We start from the raw sequence: 15,782 nt of genomic DNA, 5'->3' as shown, positions 1-15,782 counted from the left end.
TATCACACAGTAAACCATGCTTCGGCGATGGTCAATATGGTCAATATATTCCACCTGGCATATCATCATTCTCTGTGGTTGCATCGAATTGCCCGGCCTTATACTTGGGACATGGAAGGTAATCCTGAGCGTTAAGCACCTAGAATTCGGAGGGGAGCATGGATAAAATGAAGCTCTATAACAGAGGACGTTATCAAAATTGGCTTCAACAAATCATTTTTATAGGACCAGGACTCCTATTTTTCATTTTGATCGTTGTAGCGCCTTTCATGATGGGTTTTTATTACACGTTTACGGACTGGGACGGCATCTCAAGCCATGCGAAATGGAGCGGAATGGCCAATCTGAACAAGATTTTTACCGATGACGCAAGGTTTTGGACGTCTTTCTGGTTCACGCTAAGATTTACCGTCGTCGCCGTCATTTCGACCAATGTCGTCGCGTTCGCGCTGGCCATGCTGTTAAATCAAAAGCTGAAAACGAAGAACGTATTGCGAACCGTCATTTTCTTGCCGAACGTGATCGGCGGATTGCTGCTCGGTTACATTTGGTATTTTATTTTTGTTCGCGGCTTCGCGGCGATCGGCGAATCTACGGGGATCGAATTGTTTAATCTGGCTTGGCTCGGAACGAAAGAAACGGCTTTCTGGGGAATCGTTATCGTGTTCGTTTGGCAAACGGCTGGGTACATGATGGTGATCTATATCGCGGCTCTCGTCAGCGTTCCTAAGGAAATGCTCGAGGCGGCGAAGATCGACGGGGCGAATTCGCGTCAGATGCTCAGAAGCATCGTCATTCCGATGATTATGCCCGCGGTTACGATTTGTTTGTTCCTTACGACTTCCAATGCGTTCAAGATGTTCGATCTTAATCTGTCGCTTACGGGCGGAGGGCCCGGATACGCTACGGAATCGATCGCCTTGAATATTTATCGCGAAGCGCTAACTTATAGCCATTATGGGCTCGGAACCGCCAAAGCGATGATTTTCTTCTTCGGCGTTGCATTGATTACCGTCACGCAAGTGCTGCTGACGAAGAAGCGGGAGGTGGAGGTCTAATGGAAACGAGGAAACGATATTCGGCGGGGTTATTCGCGGCGGAAATCATCGCGATTCTGGTGGCGCTCCTCTTCTTGTCGCCGTTCTACTTTCTGATCGTCAATTCGTTCAAGAAGCTTAAAGAAATACTGCTGGACGCGGCCAAGCTGCCGGAGCATTTCGGTTTCGATAACTTTCGCCGGGCTTGGGAGGCCATCGATTTTCCGGTCGTGTTCATGCATTCGGTCGTGTTGACGAGCTTGAGCGTAACGGGACTGGTAATCGTAAGTTCAATGACGGCTTATCGGATCGTGCGCCATCCCAGTTTGTTTAATCGGCTGTTGTTTACCGTCTTCGTAGCGGCAATGATCATTCCTTTTCAATCGGTTATGCTGCCGCTTATGAAAATAAGCGCGATGTTCGAATTAAGAGGACACCTGTACGGGATCGTGATTTGTTATTTGGGCTTCGGCGTTTCGCTGTCGATGTTCCTGTTTCACGGATTTATCAAATCTGTGCCCAGAGAGATCGAAGAGGCCGCGGTTGTGGACGGTTGTTCCCCGTACGGCGTGTTCTGGAAAATCGTATTCCCGATCCTGCGGCCGATCGTGGCAACGGTCGTCATCTTGAACGTGCTTTGGATATGGAACGATTATTTGCTGCCGGTATTGGTCGTCAACAATACGTATACGACGATCCCTCTTGCGATCCAGCTATTCTTCGGTCAATATTTACGAAAATGGGACATGGCCATGGCCGCTTTAACTTTAAGCACGATCCCGATCGTTCTTTTCTTTCTATTCCTGCAAAAGCACATCGTCGAAGGGATTGCGGCCGGATCGATCAAAGGCTAAAATTTTGACTATACCGATCGAAATAATCAAGATTTTACACTAAACAGTACAATAAATTAGGTGTTGTACCTAATCTTCCCCAAATTATAATGACGCTGTAGCACCGGAAATAAATAACCTTGGGAGGTCAAACCATGAACAAAAAGTTATCGATCTTGTCCTTGCTTGCCATACTGCTTGTCGCGCTGATCAGCGCATGCGGTAAAAATAACGGAAACGGCGAAGCAAGCAGTCAGGCGGCTTCGTCCGCGCCTGCTTCCGAAACGCCTTCCCCGGCTCAAGAAACCGAGGTTGTTAAGAAAGACGTTACGATTCGCATCTATCAATTTAAGGTCGAGATCGCAGAAGCATTGAACAAAATGGCTAAGGATTACGAGGCGGAGACCGGAGTTAAAGTCGAAGTGGAGACGCACGGCGGCGGCGAAGATTATAGCGCGTTGCTGAAAGCGACGCTTGCCGCTGGCGAAGAACCCGAAATATTCAACTCGTCCGGTTGGGCGGGATTCGAGCCTTACGTGGATCGGGCGACCGATTTGACGAACGAACCTTGGGCGAAAGACTTAGTCGAAGCCTCGAAGGCGCAAATTACTCGCGACGGCAAGCTTCTCGGCATGCCGATGAACCTGGAAGCTTACGGTTTTACTTATAATAAGGATTTGTTCGCCAAAGCCGGGATTACCGAACTCCCGCAGACGCTTGAGGATCTTGAGGCGGCGGCTAAGAAATTGAAAGACGCGGGAATCATTCCGTTCGCTCTTACGAACGAGTGGTGGTCGATGGGGATTCACACGCTCAATATCGCATTGGCTAACCAGGCAGATCCTGCCGCTTTCATCGAAGAGATCAAAGCCGGCACGAAAACGTTCAAAGACGATCCGATTATGAAGCAATGGATTCGGTTGGTCGATATTATGTTCGCTAACGGTCAAGAGAAGGCGATCACGACGGACTATAACACTCAAGTCGCGGAATTCGCTTCCGGCAAATACGCGATGATCCAGCATGGAAACTGGATCCAAGGGATGGTCGACGAAGTCGATCCGAGTCTGAATCTAGGCATGCTGCCCGTGCCGCTTCTCGACAAGCCGAACGTCTTCACTGGCGTGCCTAACAACTGGATCGTGAACAACAAATCCGCTCATCCGGAAGAAGCGAAAGCGTTCTTGAATTGGATGGTAACGTCCGAAACCGGTAAAAAATACATTTCCACCGACTTTAAGTTCGTACCGGCCCTCAATTCCATCGCTCCGAACCCGGAAGCGGTAGGCAAGATCGCGGGAGATTTCGCGGTATTTGCCCCGGCTAACCCTTCCCAAGTGAAGAGTTGGAACTGGGATCGATTCCCTGACGGAATTACGCAGCAGTGGGGAGCGGCTATGCAAGAATACTTGGGCAAACAAATCAACGGCGATCAATTGCTCGAGAAGTTCGATAAAGCCGTTGCGGATATCGTGAAAAGATAAACGTAAGGCAAATAAAAATGGCTGCTGCGGACATCTTGTCCGCAACAGCCGTTTTTATCGTAATGAGATCGATCGCTTACAGTGCCGGAGGCGTGAAAGTCCGCTGGGCGAATTCCGCGTCGAGCATGAAGAAGGCATTGCTGTCTTTGTCGATGCGCTTGAGTTTGTTGATGATGCTGTCGAACATCGCTTCCTCTTCGACCTGCTCGTCGATAAACCATTTCAAAAATTGAATCGTCGCGTGCTCCCGATCGTTCATGGCGAGATCGGAGAGGTGATAAATACGTCTTGTAACTTCTTGCTCGTGCTCGTAAGCATGTTCGAACGCGTCCAGCGTCGAACCGTATTCGTTGTTCGGCGTTTCCATGCCGGACATCGTGACGCGTTTGCCGCGATCGTTCAAATACTTATAGAGCTTCATCGCGTGGAATTTCTCCTCTTCGGCTTGCACCATGAAGAAATTCGCGAATCCGTCCAAGCTTTCGCCCGAGCAGTACGCGGCGATAGCCAGGTAGACATGAGCGGAATATAGTTCGAAATTTAGCTGGTCGTTCAAAGCTTTGGTGAGATCGTCTTTTAACATATGGCCACACTCCTCTGAACTTTATAGGATATACCCGAATTGTACCATAAATCCGCGGGTCATCCTATCCGGTGCTTTAATTTCTCGTACAGCGCTTCAGGAGAGGGGGCGACGATGATTTCGGCTTTGCCGATCAACACCATGCACTGCTTCGTGCAAAGCTTGCATTCGCCTAGGCAGTCTTTTTTCTTCTGTTTCATATCGGGAAACTCAGCCTTGAGCGTCTTATAGACTGCTTTGGAGCCGTGCTTGAAGTTTCTGCAGCAGTACTTGATTTTTTTCATGTTCGACCGACTTTCTCGACGATTCATCATTTTTATGTATTATCTCTGAATCGTCTCCGTTATAAACGCTCACCGTCATCCTTATGGTCGGGGATAGCCGTTTATTCATGGAAGATTGCACTCCCCTTTGAATGATATTAATTCTCATTATCATTGTCAATAGGGCAAATAAAAAACCACTCCAATGAATGGAGTGGTTTCGGAAGGTTACGATTAACGGCTGTAGAACTCGACGATTTGTTTAACGTCGATATCTTGGGACAGCTCGCCGCGGTCCGGAAGACGAATGTACTTGCCTTCCATAGCGTTGGCATCGTATTCTACATAGCCAGGAAGGTGGTGACGACCTTCGGAAGCTTCTTTGATCGATTTCAGGGAGCGGGAACGCTCGCGAAGACCGATTTTGTCGCCTACTTGCACGATGTAGGAAGCGATGTCGACTTTCTTGCCGTTGACAGTCACGTGGCCGTGAGATACCAATTGGCGGGACCCGTAACGGGAGTTAGCCCAACCTAGACGATACACGAGGTTGTCGAGGCGGCTTTCGAGCAAGAACATGAAGTTCTCGCCGGCAATACCTTGTTGCTTCGACGCGCGATCGAACAAGTTGCGGAATTGCTTCTCGTTCAAACCGTACATATGGCGAAGTTTTTGTTTTTCTTGCAATTGCATGCCGTATCCGCTGATTTTGCGGCGCGTATTAGCACCGTGTTGTCCAGGAGGGAATGCGCGTTTCAATTCTTTACCGGATCCGCTCAGAGAAATTCCAAGGCGGCGACTTAACTTGAACTTAGGACCTGTATATCTTGACATGAGTTAGAAAGCTCCTTTTTCAAAATGAAATTTTCTGAAAATGGGTTTCGTTGCGCGGATTTCTCCATAACCGAATTATCGGTTCCAGTAGGGATGTTCAGCCGCAGCCCGCTGGCGGATCGTCCGAGAGGGTGTCACAAGAGCTAAGCCCAGTATTCAACAAGTTATATTATAAGAAACTGTACGTAATTGTCAAGAACCTTCTCGTAAAGCGATCGGAGAAAAATAAGAAATAGGTCTATAGACTTCTATGAACCTAGTGCAAAAATCACTGTTTCATTGTATAGTAAAGGAAAGAAGACATCGGGGGACGGAGGTGTCGGGTATGGTCAATAAGAGGAAGACACAGCAACAACAAGAAATGCCGGACGAATTCGAGAATCCATCCCGCACCCGTCAGCAGTTGCCAGGTTGGCTGCAGAAGCAGGATCTATCAGAAGCGGACCTTCCTTATATTCATCCATTGCTAGTAAGCAGCTTTACGAGCTGGCAGGAGGAAGTAGACGGCTTCCCATGGCTGGGCGGGGATTTAATATTGCTTCATCCGGACGGTACGAGAATATCGGCCGACATACAAACGGAAGAGAACGATTCCGATTTCTTGTCATGGGACGCGGGAGAGATCGGGCCTACGGCCGCGAGCACTGCGCTTGAGACATGTCGTCCAACGCTAAGTCGTGCCGATGAACATATGCACCCGAAGCTTAAGGCGTTCGACTCGATCGCCGTTCCTATTTTTACCCGCACGACCGGATTTCCATGCGCGATAGCCGCATGTTTGTTGCCGGCGGGCACCGCTCAAGCCGGTGACCTTAAGCTGCTGCAAGCGGCGGCGCTCCACATTCGAACTTGCATTTACCGGCATTTCGAGAATTTATTCGTGGGCGGTCTATTAAGGGAACGTAAGCTTTCGAAGAAAGAAGAAAGCCGCAGAGATATTCTGTTCGACGTGATGCGTAGGCTGAACGACCATATCGAAGTCGAGAACGTTCTGACAGAAGTGCTAGATAGCTTAGAGAAGTTATATCCGATTTGCAAAGCGGATTTGTTCTTATCCCAAGACTATAACAGTTCGAACGAGAAGGTAAAGCCTTTGGCCTTTCATCTCAACGATATGGATCTGTGCAAGTCGGCTTTCGTGGATGGGAAAATACGCGAAGAACGTATCGGCGGACGTCATCAGCTCGCATTGCCTTTGTCGGGTAAACAGGGCGTGTACGGAGTGCTGAGACTGGATTTGCCAGACACCGAGTTCGACGAAGCGGATATCGGTTTCTTGTCGATGTTAGCAGCGGCGGCGGGAGCGGCGTTCGAGAAGGCGAAGCTGCACGAGCAAGCTAATGTATTGGTCGGCGAACTGCGATTGATCAACGAGCTTACGCAGCGGCTTAACAGCAGCCTAAAGCTTTCGGATACGATGCAATTTGCTTCGACGGAGCTGCTCGGCATATTTAAATCCGACTTTTGCTGCATTCTGCAATTCGATAAGGCTTCGCAGGAATTTATCGTCATTTCCGCTAACGTGGCTGAAATGATCGGAGAAGCTTATTCGAGCGAATACGGCTTTTGCGGAGTGATGTGGTCGACCAAGGAGCCGATTATTTTATCGGATTATTGTTCCGCGACGCCTGTGTCGTCCCACCTAATGGACGTGACGAACTCAAGATCGCTCTTGGCTTCTCCGCTATTGTTGAACGGAGACGTCATAGGCGCCGTAATGATCGCGAAAAGAGAGCCCAACCACTTCTCTTACGACAATTACAAGCTGTTGCAGGTATTGTCGGCTCATCTCGGTTTGGCGATGTCCAATGCCACGCTTCACGCGGAAGTGCGGAGAATGGTCATTACCGATAATTTAACCGGATTGTATGCTCGCCATTATTTGAACGAAAGAATCGGTCGCAAGCAGACGAGGGACAGCTCAGGTTCGCTTATCGTCGTCGATATCGATCATTTCAAGAAAATCAACGATACTTACGGACATCAGGTCGGAGACGATATCCTGATTCAGGTCAGCGGCATTATTCGCACTTCGATCCGCGATAGCGATATCGCAGCCAGATGGGGCGGAGAAGAACTCGCGATCTATTTGCCGTTGCTTGGCTTAGAGCAGACGGAACGGGTGGCGGAGAGAATCCGGCAAAGGGTCGAAGGCGAGACGAAGCCGCAAGTCACGGTTTCATGCGGAATTTCGGAATGGCGGATAGCCGACGAAAAGATCAGCGTAGAATCGTTGTTCTACAAAGCGGATATGGCGTTGTACGAAGCGAAACACCATGGACGAAACTGCATCGTGGTCGGTTAAACGATTCAGACTTACTCTTAATCCGAGTGTTAGAGGGCAGCTTGTTCGAAGTCGCGAGACTTTGGACGGGCTGTTTTTTTTGCGATTAATGGAATAGCCGCGGAGAAAGGGGAGAGGATACGAAACGAAAGGGGTTTATCATATGCTGAACATAGCAAGAAAAGCGGCTATAACGACAGGAGCGGCGATGTTGTTCATCGGAACGCAGGGGTGTCAATTGATCTCGACCTCTTTGCCCGCGGATAAAGCTTTTGCGATGTCGGCCTCGGCTCTTTCCGGGAGCGAACGTTACGGATTTGCCGGAGAGGTGTCCGTACTCGATCCTGGCGGATTTGTCGGAGGCCGGGCTGCATTCGAAGGAGAAGTCACGATGCATGGCAAGCTGAGCATGCAATGGAAATCGAATAGTTCGGCAACGATGGAAGTAAATTCGCAACAAACGACCGCTTATCGACCCCTGCAGCTTCTGGAGTCCATTAAAGGCGATTCCGCAACGATCACTTACGCCGAGAAGCCTGTTCCGAATCAACCGGTACGCATGCAGATCAAATTAGACGATACGGTCGCGAGAGATCGGCTGGCCCAAGTGTTAAGGGACGATTTCGCGCTCCTGCGCGCCGATAACGGTCTTCTGCGGGGCGATCCGGCTAAGGCCGAGCAAATATTGCTTGCGGCGAACAAACGGCTGGAAGAGGCGCTGAGCACTTTGGAGGTTACGACGGTATGTCAATGGACGGCGGATCCGAAAAGCTGGTTTCCGTCTCAATTAAAAGAAGAGTCGACGCTCTCGTATCGGTGGAATGGAAAACCTTACAAGGAAAAGCGAATTTCCGAAACGAATTTCTCATTAAAGGGGTAGTTCAAAAAGAAGCATCATCCAACCTTCTCGGTGCTGAAAACCGGACTTTTTGAAACACACACCTAAAGCCCAAAGTGGTACAATAAAATCGATCGGATTAAGCAATAACGGTTAAATAAAGGAGAGATTGACGGATATGCGGGATTCGCGATTGCAAAAACTAGCCGCCAACTTGGCGGGATATTCCATTAAGGTTCAACCGGGAGACAACGTGCTTATCGAGATGATCGGCACCGAGAGAGAACTGCTGAAGAGCTTGATCGAAGAGGTAGCCCGGCTAGGGGGAAACCCGTTCGTTGAAATCGAGGATCGTTCCGTAACTCGGGCTTTGTTGAAAAATGCGAACGAAGAGCAATTGTCGACTTGGGCTGCTTACGATCTCGAGAGAATGAAGCAGATGCAAGGCTATATCGGAATTCGCGCAGGAGAGAACGTGAACGAACTCGCCGACGTACCGGCCGATAAAATGAAATTGTACGATCGGATTCATCGTCACCCGGTTCATCTGGAGCAACGGGTGAAGAAGACGAAATGGGTCGTGTTGCGCTATCCGAACAGTTCCATGGCGCAATTGGCTAACATGAGCACGGAAGCGTTCGAGGACTTTTACTTTGACGTTTGCAACTTGGACTATGCCAAAATGGATCGTGCGATGGATCCCTTGCAGCACCTTATGAGCAAGACGGATAAAGTAAGGATCGTATCTCCGGGAACCGATCTTACTTTCTCGATTAAAGGAATCGGCGCGCAGAAATGTTCCGGAGAACGTAATATCCCGGACGGAGAAGTCTATTCCTGCCCGGTGCGCGATTCCGTGAACGGTACGATCGCTTACAATACGCCTAGCGTATATAACGGTTTTACCTACGAGAATATCAAATTTACGTTCGAGAACGGTAAAATCGTCGAAGCGACCGCCAACGACACGGACCGCATCAACGCGTTGCTGGACAGCGATGACGGAGCGCGACATATCGGCGAGTTTAGCCTAGGCTTTAACCCGTACATTTTGCATCCGATGAAGGATACGCTATTCGACGAGAAAATCGCGGGAAGCCTGCACTTTACGCCAGGGCAAGCCTACGAGGTAACCGACAACGGAAACCGCTCCTCGATTCATTGGGACCTCGTATTGATCCAAAGACCGGAATACGGCGGCGGGGAAGTGTACTTCGACGATGTCCTTATCCGCAAGGACGGAATATTCGTCATTCCCGAACTCGAAGGCTTGAACCCGGATTCCTTGAAATAATGCGATAACCTCTTGCGTGAATTTAGGGGAACAAGGTATGATGTTGAGGAGATTGATTTTGCCTAATATTTAGGAGGGGATACCATGTCTAATAATGCGGCTATTGTAGAGTTGTCCCAAGCGGCTAACAAATTCCGTTCTTCCATCGTTCTTCAAGCTGAGAACAAGTACATCGACGTTAAAAGTATCCTGGGCTTGTTTACGACGCTAGTCGGCAATTTTTCTTATGAACTTCACGTTCATGGGCCGGATGCGGAAGAAGCGAAGAAAGAATTGGGATCGATTTTCGCTAAGCACAACTTGAACGTTAAAGTAGTGGAATAGCAACAAACGATGGAATCATAGTAAGTTCGAGACATCCCGTCCGGTTGGACGGGATGTTTTTGTACAAAGGGCTGCCATGATCTTGTACTTCTGAGCAATATCGTCTAATATAAAAGTGATAGCTAGAGATGATTGGCGCGCAACGTTGCAGTCGATGAACAGGAGCTCGCTTTATATTGGGATTTTGGGCACAGGGGGAGTGGGAATGGCAGCATCGGATACTTTGGTCGATCTGAATGAAAAGGCAATACGTCTGCTCCAGGAAGATGCAGATAAAATCGAAAAGTTGATCGCGATCCAGATGGAAAATCTGACGACCCGCAAATGCCCGCTATATGAGGAAGTTCTGGACACCCAGATGTACGGTTTCTCGAGAGCGGTTGATTTCGCGGTACGGACAGGATTAGTCGTTGAAGGCGCAGGGAAATTGCTGATCAGCCAGTTGGAACGGAATCTGGCGATTTTATACGAGGCTTTGGAGAAGAAAGAAGAGTAGCACCCTGGCGGGGTACTACTCTTTTTTTTGCGCGGTTCCGAATACATGTCCGGACTAGACGAAGTAAAACGAGACGCCCAGAATGGCGTACACGATCAATAGCAGCTTGCCTTCGAACCAGGTCGTGGACCCATCCCTCGATATGGAAGTGGCGATCAATACTGCGACCCCGATTGCGGCGATCTCGATCGTCGTAAAGATAAGGTTCATTTCTTTGCCGAACAATAGGCTAACGAAGACAAGCACGGGGGCGACGAACAAAGCGATCTGCAAACTGCTGCCGACGGCGATCTCGACTGCCGCTCCCATTTTGTTTTTCAGCGCTAACATAACCGCCGCGCTGTGCTCTGCCGCGTTGCCGACGATCGCGACGACGAAGGCTCCGACGAACAACTCGGACAAGCCGAAGCGAGCGGAGAAGGTATCAAGCGTATGAACGAGCCATTCGCTTATGAAAGCAACCATTACGGTGGCGACAAGCAACAAAATGATGGACATTCGCTTAGACCAAGCAGCGTTCTCGCCATGATCCGCTTTCGTATCTTCGTGGTCTCCTAAGAAGCTTTTGTGAGTAAACATGGAATAGAATAACCAACCGAGATAAGCGAAAATAAGGAACGCCGCGACGATGATGCTAATGTTCATCGTATCATGCTCCGAGATGTGCTCGGTTTTGACGAAGATCGCGGGAATGAATAGGGCGATAACCGCTAACAGCATCAGAGACGCGTTCTGCCCGGCTAAGTGAACGTTAAACTTCTGTTCCTTGTACTTTAGTCCGCCGACTAACGCGCTTGCTCCAAGGACGAGGAGCAGGTTACCGATGATCGCGCCGGTGAGGCTGGCCTTGACGATGTCGAACAACCCTTCCTTGATCAGGAAGATCGCGATAATGAGCTCAGCCGCGTTGCCGAACGTCGCGTTAAGGAAGCCGCCTAGGCGTTGTCCGGCATAATGGGCGACGGATTCGGTAGCTTTGCCGAGAAGCCCGGCCGCGAATAAGATCGCCAGTCCCGCGCAGGCGAATTCGATCACCGCTCCCCACTTCATATAGTGCGATAGGGCACTCAGCAGGAAGGTTACGATCAGGAGAGGGAAAAACAACTTTTTCAAAGTCAAGCACCTCATGAATGGACAAATTTTGGAATCGTTAATTGGCATTTATTACTATACCCAATTCGTATAATGATGTAAACGGGGTTCCGAAAGTAAAGCCGGAACGGGTGTAGCCGGAATCTCTTGCGGTTGCTTCTGGTCTAGTCTTCCATTACAATGGAAGCATAACAGGTTCGGGAGAGTGAGCCGCCATGACGGAAGAGTTACAACAAGGATTGATTCGGATTTCAGATGATGTCGTCGCCACGATTGCCGGATTAGCGGCATTGGAGACCCCTGGAGTTGCCGCCATGTCGGGCGGGATTTCGGAAGGCTTGGCCAAACGGTTAAGCGGACGGAACGCGCAGAAGGGCGTTTCCGTCGAGGTAGGTCAAGTGGAGGCAGCCATAGATTTAAGAATCGTCGTGCAATACGGCATTCCTATTCAAGAGGTCGGACGCCGACTGCAGGATAACGTTCGGGAAGCCGTTGAGAACATGACCGGACTTAACGTTGTGGAAGTGAACGTGAAGGTCGAAGGCGTAGCCTTCAAGGATGAAGAGCAGCAGGATGATGCCCACCGGGTAAAGTAGAATAGCGTTAAGCGGAACCGTCAGACTTTCTGGCGGTTTTATTTATGGATATGGGGAAAAACGGAACGAGTTTGTTCAAACGATCAATCGTGTAACGGCTCATTTACTACTATTGGCTTTTCTATAGCGTGGAAATTTTAGTAACTGCAATTTCATGCTGGGAGGAGGCACGAGGGCCCAAAAAGTTCTTCAACATTTTCTATTCCCATTTCGATGGGCTGAATTTAGTCGCAAAGCTCCACGGCAAATCCATTAGAGCACAAAGAGAACCTTACACCCTGCCAAAGTTGGCTAACGATCGGGGAAGCGCACTGAGAGTACCTTACAACTACCGAAGGTTGGCTAACGATCGGGGAAGCGCACTGAGAGTACCTTACACCCGCCGAAAGTTGGCTAACGATCGGGGAAGCGCACTGAGAGTACCTTACACCTACCAAATTTCGGCTAACGAACCACGAAACGAACGGAGAGTACCTTATCTCCGCCAAAGGTTGGCTGACGAACCTCGAAGCGCACTGAGAGTATCTTACACCTACCAAATTGCGGCTAACGAACCACGAAACGAACGGAGAGTACCCTTATCTCCGCCGAAGGTTGGCTAATGCTCCTCAGAGAGAAAGTGTGCTGCAAGCCGCTGGGAGCGGTCTAATTGGTCGGAAGTGATGAGCTGGTTAGGACAAAACCCAAAAAAACGAGATCAAGCAACGTCGAGGCTGCTTTGATCTCGTTTTAGATTACATTTTTCTAAAGCGGGAATTGGAGGAGTTCGTACCGGAATCGGAAGAAACCTTCTCGACCCGGTTATATTCCCTCGAGATGCTAAGGAGAATCCCCATGCCCGTAAGCAATGTTAGCATAGATGAGCCCCCGTAGCTTATAAAGGGCAAAGTGACTCCGGTAATAGGGATCGCGCCGCTTACCCCGCCCATGTTAATGAGCGCTTGTATGGCGATCAAGGACACGAGGCCGATACCGACTAACGTTCCGTAAATATCCGGGCACCTAAGAGAAACGATGAGCGCTCTCCATAGGAAAACGATATAGAACAAAATAAATATCGTCGTTCCGACAAACCCGAGTTCTTCGCCGATGACCGCAAAAATAAAATCGTTATAAGCGTAAGGTAAGTAAAACAGCTTCTGCACGCTATTGCCTAATCCGGTTCCGAATAGTCCTCCATGCCCGAAAGCTTCGAGGGAACGCGTCAGATGGTAACCGGTCCCCTGTTGGTCCGCCAGTGGATCCAAGAACGCGGTAAAACGCGCTCCGCGATAACCGAAATCGGTACCGGGATTCATTAGGAGATACAAGCTTGTACCTAGCGCCGCAAGGCCGAGCAGAACGCCTGACGATAGCAGAATATGCTTCAGATTCGACCCTCCCGCAACGACGATGGCCGAAGCGCACATGACGAGAATCGCGCAGGAACCGAAATCCGGTTGAAGCATAATAAGAAAGGCGAAAAATCCGACGACGATCATGACCGGGAGAAGTCCCTTCTTGAAGTCGCGGAATTTCTCGTCTTTCTTCGCGATGATAGCAGCCAAATACATGATGATGGCCAGCTTGGCGAATTCCGTCGGCTGAATGCCGAAGATCCAACTGGTAGCGCCGTTTTTCGTATCCCCGAATATCGGAACGAGGAATAACAGGACGAGAGTTCCGATGAAAAACAACATAAACAGCTTCTTGTATTTTTGAAAATGAATATTCATCATCACGAGCATAACAAACGTGCCTAGCCCGACAAACATCAATTGGCGCTTCACGAAATAGAGAGCGTCATTGTTGAAGTCAGGCTTGGACACCGCCATGCTTGAACTTGCGCTGAATACCATAACCAGTCCGAAACCCACGAGCAGAAGCGTCAGAATAAGCAACAGAAAATCTGGCGTGCCCCGCTGGCCGCTCTCCGGAGTCTTCATCGCCGATTCCTCCGCGCCGCTAGGAGAGCAGCTTCTTTAATTCCTGCGCACGCTGAGTTGCGGTATTCAAGATCGGTTCTGGGATCGGAGACTCGTAATCGAGTCCGTGAGGGAAAGTCGCGCGGCCGATATATACGGCTTCCACTTCAAGGATCGCGTCCGGATTTTCTAGCTTGCCTTCAACGGCTCTAGTCGTAATACGCAAGAAATAATCTTGACCATTCGAGCGATCTTGCAGCTTAAGGTCATATGTAGCGCGGCGATATTCCCATTGCCAACGTACGAAGCCTAATTTATCGCTGGAATCGTCCAGGTGTCCGAGGTCGCTGCGAATTCCGTTTAATCCCGTATTGTCGAGTAACATGGATAATCCTCCTTATCAAAACAAGCGTGTTTCCTTTACATGATAGACGGTTTACGAGCCTTCTGCAAGCGTCGTCGGCATACAAGTTCGAACGTTCATTGACAATTATCTCCTCGTATCCTCGGGAAGGTTACGGAGGCGCGGGCTTTCTGATACAATGATTACAAACAGACGGATTACGGAAAGGAGGCGCCGCCATGACGGTCAACGAACAGACGCTGCATTCCTTATATGAAGATATGGTAAAATGGCGCCGGCATTTGCATCAACACCCAGAGCTTTCATTCCAAGAATTCGAAACCTCGCGCATGATCGCGGATTTGCTGGAAGAGTGGGGCTTAGAGGTTCGCCGAGGAGTAGCCGGAACGGGAATCGTGGCCAAGCTCGCCGGCCGATTGCCGGGCCGCACGATCGCGTTGCGGGCGGATATCGACGCGCTGGCTATTCAAGACGCCAAGGATAGCCCTTATCGGTCTTCCGTTTCCGGGGTCATGCATGCCTGCGGACATGACGGACACACGGCGCAAATGCTTGCCGTCGCTCGTTATTATAGCTTGCACGTCGAAGAAACCGCCGGGACGAGACTGTTCATATTCCAACCGGCGGAAGAAGTGCTGCCCGGAGGAGCGATTCGGATGGTGGAGGAAGGAGTTCTCGAGGGGGTAGACGCGATCTACGGCATACATTTATGGTCGCCTCTTCCTTACGGAACGGCTGTTACGCGTCCAGGCCCCTTCATGGCGACGCCGGATGAGTTCGAGATCGAGATCATCGGGAAGGGGGGGCACGGCGGTTTGCCCCACGAGAGCAGAGATGCTCTCGTGACGGGAGCTTCGCTAGTCATGGCGCTTCAGACGATCGTGGCCCGAAACGTGAATCCTCTCGAAGCGGCGGTTCTCTCGGTCGGACGGATGGCCGCGGGCTCCGCGAACAATGTCATCGCAGGCAGTTGCAAGCTCAGCGGCACGGTGAGATCCTTCAATAAAGAAATGCGCTCGCTCGTTCGCCAGCGGATGGAAGAAATCGTTAGACACACTTGCGAAATGCATGGCTGCGAATATAAGATGAGTTACTTCGAAGGGTATCCGCCGGTCGTCAACGACGAGGCAGAAGCCCGCAGAGTGCTTCGGATCATCGCCGATGTGCTTCCGGAAACCGCATCGGGGCCGTGCGAGCAGATTATGGCCGGCGAAGATTTCTCTTATTATTTGCAAGAGAAGCCGGGATGTTTTTTCTTCGTAGGCGCAGGTAAACCGGATGGGTACTCGCCTCCTCATCATCATCCTCTTTTCGATATCGAAGAGAAGGCAATGCTTCATTCCGCTAGGCTTCTAATCGCGGTAGCGAATGATTCAGCCGCGGACATGGAGTGAGAACAGACAACAGATACTCGATCCTATCCACTATCAAACCAAAGTCATTTTCCAAGGATTCATACTGGGGGATGGCTTTTTTTCTATCCGATTAACGCACGCGCGTCGTGATTGAAGCTTATAAATTTTTCGGGAAGGGAAAGCTGTAGAGATAGGAGGGAT

At 49.9% G+C, this 15,782-nt stretch carries 16 protein-coding genes; 10 read left to right on the top strand and 6 right to left on the bottom strand.

Annotation, left to right across the window (positions count from 1 at the left end; all coding sequences use genetic code 11):
- The first annotated feature begins 158 nt into the window (after window positions 1-158).
- The 3 genes from HH215_RS10135 (at window position 159) to HH215_RS10125 (ending at window position 3,354) form a co-directional block, all read left to right on the top strand.
- Entirely contained in the window at window positions 159-1,058 is a 900-nt protein-coding gene (locus HH215_RS10135; RefSeq protein ID WP_254450430.1) for a carbohydrate ABC transporter permease, read from the top strand.
- Window positions 1,058-1,891, top strand: a complete 834-nt coding sequence (locus HH215_RS10130) for a carbohydrate ABC transporter permease (protein WP_169279795.1) — start codon at window positions 1,058-1,060, stop codon at window positions 1,889-1,891. Before HH215_RS10135 ends, HH215_RS10130 begins: the two co-directional genes overlap by 1 nt.
- Before the next feature lie 134 nt (window positions 1,892-2,025).
- A complete protein-coding gene (locus HH215_RS10125) occupies window positions 2,026-3,354 on the top strand; it encodes an ABC transporter substrate-binding protein (protein WP_169279794.1) in 1,329 nt (442 codons plus the stop codon).
- A gap of 76 nt (window positions 3,355-3,430) precedes the next feature.
- Here the strand turns inward: HH215_RS10125 and HH215_RS10120 are convergent, their stop codons facing one another.
- From HH215_RS10120 to rpsD, 3 genes are all read right to left on the bottom strand, one after another.
- Window positions 3,431-3,937, bottom strand: coding sequence for a ferritin (locus HH215_RS10120; protein ID WP_169279793.1), 507 nt, complete (start codon window positions 3,935-3,937; stop codon window positions 3,431-3,433).
- 59 nt (window positions 3,938-3,996) lie between these two features.
- Window positions 3,997-4,221: a DUF1450 domain-containing protein gene (locus HH215_RS10115; protein WP_169279792.1), complete on the bottom strand. Its 225-nt coding sequence runs from the start codon at window positions 4,219-4,221 to the stop codon at window positions 3,997-3,999.
- Window positions 4,222-4,434: 213 nt separating this feature from the next.
- Entirely contained in the window at window positions 4,435-5,034 is a 600-nt protein-coding gene (rpsD, locus tag HH215_RS10110; RefSeq protein WP_169279791.1) for a 30S ribosomal protein S4, read from the bottom strand.
- A 325-nt stretch (window positions 5,035-5,359) separates the two neighbouring features.
- Here rpsD and HH215_RS10105 point away from each other — a divergent pair, with 325 nt between their 5' ends.
- The 5 genes from HH215_RS10105 to HH215_RS10085 all read left to right on the top strand — a co-directional run bounded on the left by HH215_RS10105 (window position 5,360) and on the right by HH215_RS10085 (window position 10,270).
- The gene (locus tag HH215_RS10105; protein ID WP_169279790.1) at window positions 5,360-7,339 is read left to right on the top strand and encodes a sensor domain-containing diguanylate cyclase; all 1,980 of its coding nucleotides are present in this window, start codon (window positions 5,360-5,362) and stop codon (window positions 7,337-7,339) included.
- Between the two features lie 142 nt (window positions 7,340-7,481).
- Window positions 7,482-8,198: a hypothetical protein gene (locus tag HH215_RS10100; RefSeq protein WP_169279789.1), complete on the top strand. Its 717-nt coding sequence runs from the start codon at window positions 7,482-7,484 to the stop codon at window positions 8,196-8,198.
- A 136-nt stretch (window positions 8,199-8,334) separates the two neighbouring features.
- On the top strand, window positions 8,335-9,450 hold the full coding sequence (locus HH215_RS10095; protein ID WP_169279788.1) for an aminopeptidase: 1,116 nt from the start codon (window positions 8,335-8,337) through the stop codon (window positions 9,448-9,450).
- Window positions 9,451-9,534: 84 nt separating this feature from the next.
- A complete protein-coding gene (locus HH215_RS10090; protein WP_169279787.1) occupies window positions 9,535-9,774 on the top strand; it encodes an HPr family phosphocarrier protein in 240 nt (79 codons plus the stop codon).
- A 205-nt stretch (window positions 9,775-9,979) separates the two neighbouring features.
- Window positions 9,980-10,270 carry an Fpa/YlaN family protein gene (locus tag HH215_RS10085; protein WP_169279786.1) on the top strand — a complete coding sequence of 97 codons (291 nt, stop codon included), beginning with the start codon at window positions 9,980-9,982 and terminating at the stop codon, window positions 10,268-10,270.
- A 54-nt stretch (window positions 10,271-10,324) separates the two neighbouring features.
- On the opposite strand, the gene cax is transcribed toward HH215_RS10085, so the two are convergent.
- Window positions 10,325-11,383 carry a calcium/proton exchanger gene (gene cax, locus HH215_RS10080; RefSeq protein ID WP_254450429.1) on the bottom strand — a complete coding sequence of 353 codons (1,059 nt, stop codon included), beginning with the start codon at window positions 11,381-11,383 and terminating at the stop codon, window positions 10,325-10,327.
- A 194-nt stretch (window positions 11,384-11,577) separates the two neighbouring features.
- Between cax and HH215_RS10075 the strand changes: the two genes are divergently transcribed.
- Entirely contained in the window at window positions 11,578-11,958 is a 381-nt protein-coding gene (locus HH215_RS10075) for an Asp23/Gls24 family envelope stress response protein (protein WP_169279785.1), read from the top strand.
- A 734-nt stretch (window positions 11,959-12,692) separates the two neighbouring features.
- Here HH215_RS10075 and ftsW read toward each other — a convergent pair.
- On the bottom strand, window positions 12,693-13,883 hold the full coding sequence (gene ftsW / locus HH215_RS10070; protein WP_169279784.1) for a putative lipid II flippase FtsW: 1,191 nt from the start codon (window positions 13,881-13,883) through the stop codon (window positions 12,693-12,695).
- Between the two features lie 19 nt (window positions 13,884-13,902).
- Window positions 13,903-14,247 carry a YugN family protein gene (locus HH215_RS10065; RefSeq protein WP_169279783.1) on the bottom strand — a complete coding sequence of 115 codons (345 nt, stop codon included), beginning with the start codon at window positions 14,245-14,247 and terminating at the stop codon, window positions 13,903-13,905.
- A 197-nt stretch (window positions 14,248-14,444) separates the two neighbouring features.
- Between HH215_RS10065 and HH215_RS10060 the strand changes: the two genes are divergently transcribed.
- On the top strand, window positions 14,445-15,620 hold the full coding sequence (locus tag HH215_RS10060) for a M20 metallopeptidase family protein (protein ID WP_169279782.1): 1,176 nt from the start codon (window positions 14,445-14,447) through the stop codon (window positions 15,618-15,620).
- The last annotated feature ends 162 nt before the right edge of the window (window positions 15,621-15,782 follow it).

The organism is Cohnella herbarum, from assembly GCF_012849095.1.
GTDB classification, from domain to species: Bacteria; Bacillota; Bacilli; order Paenibacillales; family Paenibacillaceae; genus Cohnella; species Cohnella herbarum.
The sequence above is the reverse complement of the archived record's forward strand: the minus strand, read 5'-3'. Positions and strand labels throughout refer to the sequence as shown.